Here is a 12536-nt window from a genome sequence, read left to right as displayed (position 1 = left end):
ATGAGATTCCAGGTCCTCACCCTCGTCGGCCACGCCCCCCACCCGCTGACCGGCCGGCTCGACCCCGCCGCCGACCGTCTGGCGGAGGCCGTCGAGACGGGCGTCGCCGCCGAGGAGCTCGGCTTCGACGCGTACGCGGTCGGCGAGCGCCACGCCGGGCCGTTCCTGTCGTCCAGCCCCACGGCGCTGCTCGGCGCCCTGGCCGCCCGCACGTCCCGCATCCGGCTGCTCAGCGGCGTCACCGTCCTGGCGATCGCGGACCCCGTGCGCGTCGCCGAGGACTACGCCACCCTGCACCAGCTCTCCCGCGGGCGGCTCGAACTCGTCGTCGGCAAGGGCGCGGAGGCGGGCCACTTCGACCTCTTCGGCCTCGACGAGGGCCTCCAGTGGGAGTACCAGGCCGAGAAGTACGAGCTGCTGCGCAGGCTCTGGCGCGAGGAGAAGGTCACGTGGCAGGGCGAGTTCCGTCCTCCGCTGGTGGACACGACCACCGTGCCACGGCCCTACGGAGGCCGCGCGCCGCGCGTCTGGCACGGATCGGCCACCAGTCTCGACTCCCCGGAACTGGCCGCCCGGCACGGCGATCCGCTCTTCAGCGCCAACGCCGTCCAGCCCCGCGAGGCGTACACACGGCTGATCGCCCACTACCGCGAGCGCTTCGAGGCATACGGTCACGACCCCCGCACCGCCCACGTCGGGGCCGGATCGGGGGGCCTGTTCGTCGCCGACACCACCCAGAAGGCGATCGCCCGCTTCAAGGAGTACTACGAGGCACGCGTCCGCCAGACCCACAAGCCGCACCTGGAGGGCAAGCCCGGCTACAACACGCCCTTCCGCACCGTCGAGGAGGCCGTCGAGAACGGACCCCATCTCATCGGCAGCCCCCAGCAGATCATCGACAAGATCCTCGACTTCCACCAGGCGTACCGCCACGACCTGCAGTCCGTCACCGTCGACAGCTCGGGGCTCGCGTTCCCCGAGCAGATCGACCAACTGCGCCGCTTCGCCGAGGAGATCGCCCCGACCGTACGACGGGAGGCCCCCACCACCCTGTGGCAGCAGCCGTAGGGGCGTCCGGACCCCGCGGCGGTCGCCGGGCGCGCCCGGTGATCGACTGTGCGACGGCCCGCCCGCGATCCGGCCCCCGGGAGCGGGCGCCGGTCACGCGGCTTCCCGGCACGTCAGCCCGTGGACGCGCCGGCGAACGGCCGTCGCGGCGCCCGCGTCCGGCCGCGGACGGCGGTTGTCCTGCTCCCCGGCGGGCGGTGAGGGTGAGGGCCTTCGCCGCGATGGCGCGCGAGGGGAGAGGAGTCATGATGCCGAGCTCCGTCACGGCCAGGCCGCCGTTCGATCCGGAGTTGGACGCGGTCCTGTCCGCCGTCACCGAACAGTTGCCCACCCTGACACCGGAGACCATCCCGCGGTTCCGGGAGATGCCGACGCCGGGCCGACTCACCGACGACATGCTGGAGTCCTCGGGTCTCGTACGCCGCGAGGTCACCGTCCCGGGCCACCGGGGCGCGCGGCTGGCCGCGACGGTGATCTCGCGGCGGGACCACACCGCCCCGGGGCCCGGGATCTACCATATCCACGGGGGCGGCATGGTCTTCGGACACCGTCTGCTCGGCCCGGTCCAGATGCTGCCCTGGATCGTCGAGCACGACGCGGTCCTGGTCACCGTCGAATACCGGCTCGCCCCCGAGTTCCCGGACCCGTACCCGGTCGAGGACTGCTACGCGGGTCTCGTGTGGACCGTGGAGCACGCCGCGGAGCTCGGGATCGACCCGGACCGGATCGTCGTCGCCGGCGCGAGCGCCGGCGGGGGACTCGCGGCCGGCACCGCCCTGCTGGCCCGCGACCGCCAGGGCCCGGCGCTGCTGGGCCAGGTGCTGATCTGCCCGATGCTCGACGACCGGGGGCAGACGCCCTCGACGTACCAGTACGCCGACACCGGCACCTGGAACGGGGACAGCAACCGGATCGGCTGGAGCGCTCTCCTCGGGGAGCGGCGCGGGAGCGAGGACGTGTCGGTCTACGCCGCGCCGGCCCGCGCGAGGGACCTGGCCGGTCTGCCCCCCGCGTTCGTCGACTGCGGCTCCGCCGAGCTGTTCCGCGACGAGGACATCGCCTACGCGTCGGCCCTGTGGGCGGCAGGCGTGCCGACGGAACTGCACGTGTGGGCCGGCGGTTTCCACGGCTTCGACCTGCTCGCCCCGGACACCGCCCTGGCGCGGGCCGCGACCGAGGCCCGCGACAGGTGGGTGGCGCGCCTGCTCGACTCCTGAGACCGCGGTCGGTCGGCCGTGACCGGCGGCCGGGTGGAGCGGGATCCCGTCCTGCTCCACCCGAGCGCCGTCCCCGCGTATCCGGAGGGTTCAGCTCTCCGGCGCGGGATGCTTGGGCCCGTTCGTGGCGCGCCGCTTGTCGCGGACGTAGATGACGGTGTCCTTGCCCTCTCCGGGGGTGCGCCGGTCGAGCTCGAAGAGGGCTATGGCGGTGAGCAGGTCGCTGAGCTTGGTGTACCCGTAGGTGCGCGAGTCGAAGTCGGAGCGCTGCTTCGTGATGATGTGGCCGACACTCGCGAGGTGGGCCCAGCCGTCGTCGTCGGAGGCCGCCTCCACCGCGTGGCGCAGAAGGTTGACCAGGGAGGTGTCGCCCTTCAGCCTGGCCGTCGTGGCACGCTCGACGGGACGGGCCTCGACCGGAGCGGTGGAGCTCTTGAGGTTCTCGATGTAGATGAACTTGTCGCACGCCGCCACGAACGGCTGGGGCGTCTTGCGCTCGCCGAAGCCGTACACGGTGAGGCCGGACTCGCGGATGCGGGCCGCGAGGGCGGTGAAGTCGCTGTCGCTGGAGACGATGCAGAACCCGTCGAAGCGCCCCGTGTACAGCAGGTCCATCGCGTCGATGACCATGGCGGCGTCGGTGGCGTTCTTGCCGGTGGTGTAGGCGAACTGCTGGATGGGCTGGATCGACTGGGCCAGCAGATGGTCCTTCCAGCCCTTCAGGTGCGTTCCGGTCCAGTCGCCGTAGGCGCGTTTGACGTGGGCGGTCCCGTACTTGGCGACCTCCGCCAGCAGCTCCTCCACGGCACCGGGCTGAGCGTTGTCGGCGTCGATGAGTACGGCCAGCTTGGCGGTGTTCTCCCCTGCTCTCTCCATGGCCGTGACCGTAGTCGAGCGGACGCGCGCTCAGGGAGGGTTTCGGCCCGACCGGATTCCTCACGGCGGCCCCTTCGGGGGACCGGTCCGTGGCGGCCGGGTGATTTCCGGAGCCGACGGGCGGGCCACGGCCCCCTGACGGCCGGTGCTCCCCAGGATGGGGCGGGTCACATGTCCGTTCGTATCTCGCACGAGAAGCCGATTCCGGGAGCCCGCATGTCCACCGACCCACGCGCCCTGCCGCTCCGCCGCCCGCGGCGTCCCCTGCCACGAGCCGCGTGCGCGGCCCTCCTCTCCCTGCTCGCCGTCGTGTCGGGGGCGGCCCCCGCCTTCGGGACCGGTGGCACGGAGCTCTCCCGCTGCGCCCCGTCGCAGCGGCTGACGGTCCGCCACTGGGCCGCGGACGAGGCGCTGGCCCGCGTCGACGTCGGCTTCGTCGCCTGTGCCTGGCGGATGCCGGACGAGTGGACCGTACGCGCCGAAGCCCCCCGTCCGGCCGAGCACCTCGGCTTCCGGTGGCGGGTCGACACCGCCGTACGCGACGAGGTCATCGGCGGCACCCACCGGCGCTTCGGGGTGGACCTCTCCCTGACCCGCTGCGACCCGGTGACGGACCGCTGCGACGACGCCCCCGAGGCGTCCTGGACCGTGCGGTACACCCTCGTCAAGGACGGGGACCTGATCTCACTCGAACAGGAGGTGGCCGGACCGTGCGCCCGCCCGGGCTGCTCGTACCGGCTCACCGCGGGCGCCGCCGCCGGAACGGAGCTGTGACGGATGTCCGGATCCCGTCGCCACGGCGTGCGCGGAGGACGCGTCCCGGGGCGCCTGCGGCCCGCGCTCGTCCTCTCGCTGGCTGCCGTGATGGCCGTCACCGGCCTGACTCCCACGTACGCGGCGACGCCGCCCCCGACCCCGTCGGCGCGCCCGTCCCCTTCCGGCGGGGCCGCGGAGCCGGGAGGGGACGGGCAGTCGTTCGTGAGGATCGGGATCGGCAACGACACGTCCCGCACCGCCGAGGAGATCCTCCGGGAGCTCAGGACGGGAGCCTCGCTCCGGTCCCTGGGCTACGGCGAGCTCCCCGAGGTCCCCCGCACCGCCGACGAGGTCGCGGAGTTCCGCCGGACCACCGCCTCCACCTACGGCGTGAACGCGGCCGACGCGACGACCCGCGCGCTCTACGACCCGGTCACCCACGAGGAGTGCCTGGCGGACTTCCGGCGCGGTGGCCGCTCCGGCCTGCCGGAAGGATGGGTGAAGAACCACTACGCCTGGTGCGCCGTCAAGGTCGTGGTCATCGCGCACTACTACAAGGTCGGCCCCTTCACGATTCCGGTGCCCGTCGGCACCTCCAAGATGCTCCTCACCTTCCTCGGCAACGGCCGTGCCGACGGCCGTCGCGTCGACTACACCGCCCAGGGCTCACAGCTCGACATGTCGGGCTTCCCCGGCGACCCGAGGTTCGGCCTCGACTTCGAGTGCACCAGCACGTACGCCGCGGTCGTCGGGGACGTGTGCGAGGACTCCTCGTCGGGTTCCGCCCTGACACCGCTGGCCACATGGGTGCTGGCCCCCGCCCGCTTCACGGCGAACGCGCCCGCCACCGCGGGCGCCGAACACGAGCGCATCGTGAGGGCCGTCTTCTCCTTCGGCATGTGGGCCAGGGCCGGGAGCAGTTCACCCCAGCTGAGGGACGGGCCCCGCAGCACCGTCCGCTTCGACACCAGCGACTACATCGCCCATCCCGAGCCCGAACCGGACGTCCACGACGAGCCCACGCGGTCCCCGGGCCGGCGGGAGGAGCCGCAGCAGCGGCCGGAGCTCGTCGACGGCGCCGTCTTCGACAACACGGTGCCCCACCTCGTGTACCGGCTCGGCGGCAAGGAGGCGGCTGTCGCCGAGCACATCCGCACCGCGCTGGAGGACCCCGCGGCCACCGTCCCCGCCCGCACCGATCCGCCCAAGCGGATCCCCGGCGGGTCGGCCCGGTCCCCGCTCCACCGCCTCGTACGCAAGAAGAACCCGCAGCGCGTCCGGGACAACCGCAAGGCCGTACGCGCCGAGTGCGCGAAGCTGCTGAAGCCCGGCGTGCAGAGGCCCGAGTGCGACGAGTTCCCCTTCGCCTCCAGCCAGGAGGGCGCGGGCCTGCCCACCTACCGGCCGACCGCCCCGTACGGCGACTTCTCCGTCAGGTACGTGCCCGGAGCGGACAACAGCAGCGCCGGCGGGGCCCTGGGCGCCTGGTACCAGCGCGACCGCATCCTCGACGGCGACCCCTTCTTCATCCGCGTCGTTCCCTGATCGGGTGTCCCGGCCCCGCGTCCGGCGGGTCCGGACGCGGGCCCGGACACGGCAACGCCGCCTCACACGGCGGGCGGCGTTCCCGGGGCCGGGGCCGAGGCCGTGCCGCGCAGGTAGGCGGCGAGGATGGTGTGCGGCGAGGCGGTCGGGTCGACGGCGGTCCGGTAGAACACCAGCGAGTCCGTGAGGGCGATCAGTTCCTCGACGCGCGCCTCGGAGGCGGGGAGGCCGGCTCTGGTGAGGGCGGACGCCGTGATCCGCCGGGTGAGGGCGTGCACCTCGGAGTCCGCCGTCAACTTCGCCCGGAGACGCGGTTCGTCGTCGAGTTCGAGGAGGAGGGCGTAGCGGGCCCTCATGTCGTCGCGACGGGTCGTGAGAGCCTCGACGAGTCCCGCGACCAGCGCGGCGAGCTCCTCGACGCCGAACCGGCCCTCGGGTGTGAACGACGTGTCCAGGGAGTCGGCGAGCCCCTCGGCGTCGGCCTTCGAACGCGCGGCGAGCGCGTCGACGATGAGTTCCATCAGCGCGATCCGCGTCTTCGCGTGGTACGAGGTCGACCCCTGCGGGATCCCCGCCTCACGGTCGACGGCCCGATGGGTCAGGGCGCGCACGCCGTCGCGGGCGATGACGCGAATGGCTCCGTCGGTGATCGCCGCCCGCCGGTCACCGGAATTCGTCGCATGCGAGGACACGATCCGATGCTACAGGTGTAGAGTTCGAGCGCTCCACGGCTCTACACCTGTAGTGGCGACGCGGGGTCGCGACGGCAGGACCCGGCGCAGACCAGGAGGAGAGCGCGATGATGATCGACTTCGTTCCCGACCCGAGCCTGTACCCCTTCGCCTCACGATGGTTCGACTCGTCCGCCGGACGGGTCCACTACATCGACGAGGGGACGGGCCCGCCGATCGTGTTCCTCCACGGCTCTCCCACCTGGAGCTTCCTCTACCGCCACCTCGTCAAGGGCCTTCGCGACCGGTACCGCTGCGTCGCCGTCGACTACCTGGGCTTCGGCCTGTCCGAGCGCCCGGCCGGCTTCGGCTACACGGTCTCGGAGCACACGGCGGTCGTGGGCGAGCTGATCGACCGTCTCCGGCTCGACGGCTTCGTCCTGATGGGGCAGGACTGGGGCGGCCCCATCGGGCTCGGCGCGGCGACCACGCGGGCGGACCGCGTCAGGGGGATCGTGCTGGGCAACACCGCGTTCTGGCCGATGGAGACGGTGGCGAACCGGGCGTTCAGCGTGATCATGAGCAGCCGCCCCATGCGGCGGCGCATCCTCGAACGGAACCTTCTCGTGGAACGGTTCCTGCTCGGCAGGACCGGTCCCGCCCTGACGGCGGCCGAAGCCGACCACTACCGCGGGGTGCAACCCACCGAGGAAGCCCGGCACGGCCTCACGGTCGCCCCCAGGGAGATCCGCGCCGCACGCCCGCTGCTGGAGAGACTCGCCCAGGACGTACCGGCCCGCCTCGGCGACAAGCCGACCCTGGCGGTATGGGGCATGCGGGACATGGTCTTCCGCCCGAACGCGTGCCTTCCCCGCCTCCGTTCGTCCTTCACCGCACTCGACATCGTCGAACTCGGCCAGGCGAAGCACTTCGTCCAGGAAGACGCGCCGGACGAGATCGTGGCAGCGATCACCGAACGATTCCCCTGAGACGGGCTCGCCGAACCGGACGGCGCGGAGGCGGTCTGAAGGTCAGCCCCACCGCTGACGGTCCGTATCGGCGCACGGCAGCGCCCGCAGCCCCCTGGGGGCGCTGTCGTCCAGGCAGGCTCCAGTGGTCTGGTTCCGCACCCGCACCGAGTCGTCGGGCCCGGCGGTCACCTGCCACTTCTGCGAGGTCTGCGACGGGGAGCAGGGGACGGCCCGCAGGCCGACCGCCTCGCCGTGGTCCAGGCACGCGCCGGTCGCGTGGTTCCTCAACCGGTGGGTGCCGTCCGCGAGCCGGTCCACGGTCCATCGCTGGTAGCTCATCCCGTTGCAGGCGTACGAGCGCAGGTCCTTGTCCAGGCTGTGGTCGAGACAGCTGCCGGTCGCACGGCTCACGAAGGCCCTGACCGATGTGGCCGCGGCGCTGCCGCCACCGGCGCCGCCGCCGTCCCCCGCCCGCCCCTCCCGCGCGGAGCCGGCGAGGACCCCGGGCGCGGGAAGGGCGAGCCAGGTGCCGATCGAGCCGAGCGCCGCCCCGACCAGTAGTCCCGCCACCAGCCAGCCGGCCCGGCCGGGCACCGCCGGACGGGCGAGGAGGCGGCGGCGGGGGACGTCGGGGCGTTCCTGCCCGCCGACGGATCCGCCGACGGATCCGCCGACGGATCCGCCGACGGATCCAGTCGGCTCGGCGGGGGAGGCGGTCGCGTCGCCGGAGGGAGGGAGCGGGGCAGGGGCGGGGAGCGGGGGAGGGCGGGGCTGGTTCCGGTCCGCGGCCTCCCACAAGGCCCGGTACGCGGTGGGGTCGGCGTCCAGCGCACCGCACAGGTCCCGGACGAGGGGCCAGGGCGGGACGGTGCTGCCGCGGAAGTACCGCGAGAGGGACGAGTCGCTGACCTTCAGACGGTCTTCGAGGTCGCGCAACGTGCACCCCGATCGCTGCTGCAACGCCCGCAGGGCCGCACCCAGCCTGCGGGCCGCGTCGTCGTCGGAAGTGTGACCGGCGGGCATGTCGCCATCCCTCTGTCCTGGCCGCGGCCGATGCTTCGGCAGGGCGTCCCACGTCCCGGGACAAGCGCGTCCCAGCAGGTCAGAACCTTAGGGATCCCGACATCACGGAAGCAACCGGGACAAGCTTGCGACCCCCTGACGCGCCGCCGCAGACTCGGAACCCCCGGCTCGCCAAGACGACCGACGGACGGTGGCCACACCTGCCACCCGACGGCCGTACGCCGGTGCCGGCCCGCCCGTGAACCCCTGAACACCCCTTCACCCACGGTCGGACCATGCCCGAAACCGTCACCCCAACAGGTGACGGACGAGCCGTTCCAGTCGACCGACACATCAAGGAGAACCATGCGATCCAAGCTGAGGTCCCTCACCGTGGGGGCCCTGCTCCTCGCCGGCACCGTCCTGCAGGCGGCTCCCGCCGAGGCGGCCGTGATGCGCCCGCCCGGCAGCGGCGAGTCGTGCACGTACTCGGTGGCCGCCGACGGCAAGTACGGCACGGGCATCTGCAAGAACGTCGGCGACCACATGATCGAGGTCAAGTTCATCTTCGTCTGCGGATGGGCCCCCGACCTGGAGAGCCCGTGGATCGCCCTCGCCCCCGGTGAGAGCGACGGCGGTCACGGGACCTGCGGCGGCACCGGAATCGGCAGCATCATCGCGGAGGTCCGCGACCTGTGAGCGGCAGCCGGGCGCCGCTCACCACCCCTCACACCCCATCGAACACGGCAACGACCTCACCCACAGCAAGGAGAGACACCATGGGTATCCGACGACGGGCCCTGACCCTGGCAGCCGTACTCGGCCTGGCCACCCTGGCGCAGCTCGCGCCCGCCGAAGCGGTGCTCAAGCGCCCGCCGGGCGGCGGCGAGTCGTGCACGTACTCGGTGTCCGACGACGGGTACAACGCGACCGCGGTGTGCAAGAACAACAACAACCACCCCATCGAGTTCCGCGCCGTCATCGTCTGTGGCTGGGACTGGGACACGGAGGGTCCGTGGGTCACCCTCCAGCCGGGCAAGCGGAAGAGTTCCAGCGGCCGTTGCGGCGGCTCGGGCGTCGGCGGCGTCTCCGTCGACGTGCGTGACCTCTGACCGAACCACCGGCGAGTAGTCCGCCCCGGCCGGCAACGCCCGGCCGGGGCGGGTCGTCGGACTTCACGCCGAGGAGCCGAGGTACGCGGCCCCTCGGCGACAGGAGACGGAGAACACCATGACCACCCCACCCCGTCCGGGCGGCGACCAGAGGGGCGTCGTCCTCACCACGGCGGTCGTCGCGGGCCTCTGCGGCGTCGTCACCCTCGTCACCCTGCTGTGCCTCCACCTCTTCGGCGTGACCGGCTCCCAGGAGACCGGCTCCGAGCCACCGCCGACGAACACCGGGCAGACGTCACCGGACCGCCCGTACGACCCGTTCCCGCCGCCCCCGCCGCCCCCGCCGCCCCCGCCGCCCCCGCCGCCCGCGCCGTTCCCGCCGCTCCCGCCCGGTCCCGGCACCTACCGATGACCCGTCAGACGGTCCGCCACAGCCCTCGGTCCTCGGTCCCGAGTCCTCAGCCGTCCGTGGTCGAGGGGTACAGGACGGTCGCCGCGACGAGCCCCTGGTAGTGGTTGGCGGGGGCCTGCTCCTCACATACGAGGACGCGGAAAGCGGTGGCGTCCGCGTAGTACTCGAACGCGAGGTCGCCCGTGACGACGGCACCGGCCTTGACGGCCTTCGCGAAGACGTCGGGGTCGTCGAGGCCGAACGACGTGTGAGGGAGGGAATCGTTCCCGTCCTGGTCGAGGACGTAGAGAGAGCGGTCCTGGTGGACGTCGAACCGCCGGCTTTCCCCCGTGAGGTTGGTGACCGAGACCGTCAGGACGCCCTTGCGCTTGCCCTCCTTGTCGAGGTCCGCCTCGATGAGGTCGTCGTCCTCCGGGACGTCGAGCCGGACGTTCTCGATGGCTCGGCGCGGCCGATCACCCGTCCAGGCTACTCGTCCCGCCTGACCAGAGGGGCGGCATCGGCGTTTCGGCCACCCCCGGCTTCGGGCCCGGCCCGGGCCCCGCACGGATCGATGTACAGGGAACGAACTCGCTTTCGCCTGCTTGCGGGGTTCGAACGCCGTCCGAATCGGATGTGCTCGGCAGGGGACACCGCGTCGTTGAGACGTCCGAAACCCCCACTCGCCTGCCTGGAGGCCGTGATGCATCCCCGTCTCGTCGCTTCTTCCCTCCTGTCCCCCGTCCCACCGCCCCGCCCCGCCCCTCTTCGGCACTCCGCGGTGCCCGACCGGCCGATCACCGGTTCTCGCCGTGCGGCCCGCCCGGACGCGGGGTGGGGCGCGTGAGCGAGCGGGCCGAAGAGACGGTCGTGTCCGAGGGCACCGTCCCCTCCCCGCGTACGGCGACGCTCGGCCCGCCTCCGCGGTCGACTCCCGCGGGAGCGGAAGGCGGGGACATCACCGAGGGAATGGAAGAGGCGTACTGGTCCGTACACGACGGAGCCGCCGCGCGGGCGACCGTCCGGCAGATCCTCGGTTCCCTGCCGCGGATCACCCGCCGGATCGGACTGCTCGCCTGGCGGGCGGACGCGGGTGCCGCCCTCGCCGTGGTCGGGTGCCGGCTCGCGTCCGCCGCCATGACCGCCTGCGGGCTGGTCGCCTCGGTGGGCGTGCTCCAGGAGCTGTTCGCGCAGGGCCCGACACCCGAGCGCGTCCGCGCCGCCGCCCTCCAGGTCGTCCTCGTCGTCGGCCTTCTCGCCCTGCGGGCCCTGACAGAGGCGGGGGCCTCGATGGCGCAGGCGCGGGTGACGCCGAAGATCCGGACCGCGCTGGAGAAGGAGTTCTTCCGGCTGACGGCCCACGTGCGGCTGGAGGCGGTGGAGGACGCCGACTGGCACGACGAGGTGTTCCGGGCCCATGACCGCGGGCTGTTCTACGCTCGTGAACTCGTCGGGCAGGTCGTCTCGCTCGCCTCGGCCGCCCTCGGCCTGGCCGGCACCGTCGGCGTCCTCGGCCTCCTGCACCCCGCCCTGCTGCCGCTGATGCTGCTGTCCGTGCTGCCGGTCGGAGCGGCGGCGATCCGCAGCGCGCGGGCCCGGTTCCACTCCTTCAAGCGGTGGAACGCCCTGCAGCGCCGCGTCCGGGTGTTCACCTGGCTGCTGCTCGACCAGGACGCGGCCGCCGAGGTGCGCTCCGACACCGTGCAGACGGCCCTGCTGGACGAGCACGACCGGCTGATCACCCGCATCGCCGAGGAGGACACCCGGCTCCGGGTGCGGGCGGCCTGGCTCGACCTGGCGGGCCGCGGAGCCGGCGGTCTGGGCACCGCGGTCACCTACGGTGCGCTCGCCGCCATGCTGATCGCCGGCTGGCTCCCCCTCGCGGCCGGCGCGGGCGCCGTCCTGGCCGTGCAGACCGGACAGGCCGCGCTGACGCGGCTCGTCGAGGTGGCCCACCTGGTGTACGAGCACGCCTTGTGGGTGGCGGACCTCGAAGCCGTACTCGAACGCTGCCGCGGGCTGCAGATGCGGCGCGGCGAGGTCCTGGCGCCCGAGCGGGTGGGGACGATCGAGCTGGACGACGTGTCGTTCACCTACGGCGGCAAGCGGGAACCCGCACTGTCCGGGGTGTCGATGACGCTCAGGGCGGGGGAGACGGTCGCCTTCGTCGGTTCGAACGGTGGCGGCAAGACCACGGCGTCGAAGCTCCTGGCCGGACTCCACGAGCCGCGGAGCGGAACGATCCGCTGGGACGGCGTCGACGTACAGGCGATGGACGCCCAATCGCTCCAGCGACGGGTCGCCTTCGTCCTCCAGGAGCCCGTGCGGTTCCCGTTCAGCGCCCTGGCCAACGTCACCGCCGCCACCGGAAGCCTCACCGAGGCCGACCCGGAGCGCGCACTGGCCGCCGCGCGCGCCTCCGGCGCCGACCAGGTCATCGCGCACCTGCCCGACCAGTGGGACACGGTGCTGTCCAAGCGGTTCCGCGGGGGCCAGGACCTGTCCGGCGGACAGTGGGCGAAGATGGCCGTGGCGCGGGGCCTCTACAACGACGCTCCGCTGCTCCTGCTCGACGAACCGACCGCGAGCATGGACCCGCCGTCGGAGCACGCCGTGTACGAGGCGGTCCTGCGCGGGCGGCTGCGCGAGGACCGGATCACCGTCCTCATCTCCCACCGCCTCGCCAGCGTCGTCGGCTGCGACCGGATCTACGTCTTCGACGCCGGGAGGATCGTCGAGGAGGGCACCCACGCCGAACTCATGGCGGGCGACGGCCTCTACGCCCGCATGTTCAGCCTCCAGGCCGCCGGATACCACCCGTCGCCCTGACGCCCCCAGGCGAAGGGAGCCGGCCGGCCTCGAAGGCGGCGTGGCCTCCTCGTCGGCCGCGTGGGTGCCGGCGAGCGGCCGGCCCGGGGACAACGCCC

General features: G+C 72.9%; 13 protein-coding genes. 9 read left to right on the top strand and 4 right to left on the bottom strand.

The features are described 5' to 3' along the window. Entirely contained in the window at positions 1 to 1068 is a 1068-nt protein-coding gene (locus ACFQ8C_RS14015; RefSeq protein ID WP_383456220.1) for an LLM class flavin-dependent oxidoreductase, read from the top strand. 245 nt (positions 1069 to 1313) lie between these two features. Then, entirely contained in the window at positions 1314 to 2285 is a 972-nt protein-coding gene (locus ACFQ8C_RS14010; protein ID WP_383456217.1) for an alpha/beta hydrolase, read from the top strand. A 90-nt stretch (positions 2286 to 2375) separates the two neighbouring features. Here ACFQ8C_RS14010 and ACFQ8C_RS14005 read toward each other — a convergent pair whose 3' ends face one another. Then, a complete protein-coding gene (locus ACFQ8C_RS14005) occupies positions 2376 to 3161 on the bottom strand; it encodes an NYN domain-containing protein (protein WP_383456215.1) in 786 nt (261 codons plus the stop codon). 216 nt (positions 3162 to 3377) lie between these two features. Here ACFQ8C_RS14005 and ACFQ8C_RS14000 point away from each other — a divergent pair, with 216 nt between their 5' ends. Together ACFQ8C_RS14000 and ACFQ8C_RS13995 are read left to right on the top strand one after the other, a co-directional pair. Beyond that, positions 3378 to 3935, top strand: a complete 558-nt coding sequence (locus ACFQ8C_RS14000) for a hypothetical protein (protein ID WP_383456213.1) — start codon at positions 3378 to 3380, stop codon at positions 3933 to 3935. 3 nt (positions 3936 to 3938) lie between these two features. Next, positions 3939 to 5462, top strand: a complete 1524-nt coding sequence (locus ACFQ8C_RS13995; RefSeq protein WP_383456210.1) for a NucA/NucB deoxyribonuclease domain-containing protein — start codon at positions 3939 to 3941, stop codon at positions 5460 to 5462. Positions 5463 to 5524: 62 nt separating this feature from the next. Here the strand turns inward: ACFQ8C_RS13995 and ACFQ8C_RS13990 are convergent, their stop codons facing one another. Beyond that, positions 5525 to 6154, bottom strand: a complete 630-nt coding sequence (locus tag ACFQ8C_RS13990) for a TetR/AcrR family transcriptional regulator (protein ID WP_383456208.1) — start codon at positions 6152 to 6154, stop codon at positions 5525 to 5527. Between the two features lie 107 nt (positions 6155 to 6261). On the opposite strand from ACFQ8C_RS13990, the gene ACFQ8C_RS13985 reads away from it, so the two are divergent. Continuing rightward, a complete protein-coding gene (locus ACFQ8C_RS13985; RefSeq protein ID WP_383456205.1) occupies positions 6262 to 7122 on the top strand; it encodes a haloalkane dehalogenase in 861 nt (286 codons plus the stop codon). A 42-nt stretch (positions 7123 to 7164) separates the two neighbouring features. Here ACFQ8C_RS13985 and ACFQ8C_RS13980 read toward each other — a convergent pair whose 3' ends face one another. Continuing rightward, positions 7165 to 8127 (bottom strand): helix-turn-helix domain-containing protein, encoded by a 963-nt coding sequence (locus ACFQ8C_RS13980; protein ID WP_383456202.1) that lies wholly within the window; start codon positions 8125 to 8127, stop codon positions 7165 to 7167. 345 nt (positions 8128 to 8472) lie between these two features. On the opposite strand from ACFQ8C_RS13980, the gene ACFQ8C_RS13975 reads away from it, so the two are divergent. The 3 genes from ACFQ8C_RS13975 (at position 8473) to ACFQ8C_RS13965 (ending at position 9630) form a co-directional block, all read left to right on the top strand. Continuing rightward, positions 8473 to 8805: a hypothetical protein gene (locus ACFQ8C_RS13975; protein WP_383456199.1), complete on the top strand. Its 333-nt coding sequence runs from the start codon at positions 8473 to 8475 to the stop codon at positions 8803 to 8805. 80 nt (positions 8806 to 8885) lie between these two features. Further along, positions 8886 to 9218: a hypothetical protein gene (locus ACFQ8C_RS13970; protein ID WP_383456196.1), complete on the top strand. Its 333-nt coding sequence runs from the start codon at positions 8886 to 8888 to the stop codon at positions 9216 to 9218. Positions 9219 to 9336: 118 nt separating this feature from the next. Then, positions 9337 to 9630 carry a hypothetical protein gene (locus ACFQ8C_RS13965; RefSeq protein WP_383456193.1) on the top strand — a complete coding sequence of 98 codons (294 nt, stop codon included), beginning with the start codon at positions 9337 to 9339 and terminating at the stop codon, positions 9628 to 9630. A 46-nt stretch (positions 9631 to 9676) separates the two neighbouring features. On the opposite strand, the gene ACFQ8C_RS13960 is transcribed toward ACFQ8C_RS13965, so the two are convergent. Continuing rightward, positions 9677 to 10177 carry a hypothetical protein gene (locus ACFQ8C_RS13960; protein ID WP_383456190.1) on the bottom strand — a complete coding sequence of 167 codons (501 nt, stop codon included), beginning with the start codon at positions 10175 to 10177 and terminating at the stop codon, positions 9677 to 9679. Between the two features lie 275 nt (positions 10178 to 10452). Between ACFQ8C_RS13960 and ACFQ8C_RS13955 the strand changes: the two genes are divergently transcribed. Beyond that, positions 10453 to 12438 (top strand): ATP-binding cassette domain-containing protein, encoded by a 1986-nt coding sequence (locus ACFQ8C_RS13955; protein WP_383456187.1) that lies wholly within the window; start codon positions 10453 to 10455, stop codon positions 12436 to 12438. The last annotated feature ends 98 nt before the right edge of the window (positions 12439 to 12536 follow it).

This window comes from Streptomyces sp. NPDC056503 (assembly GCF_042794995.1).
GTDB lineage: Bacteria > Actinomycetota > Actinomycetes > Streptomycetales > Streptomycetaceae > Streptomyces.
The sequence above is the reverse complement of the archived record's forward strand: the minus strand, read 5'-3'. Positions and strand labels throughout refer to the sequence as shown.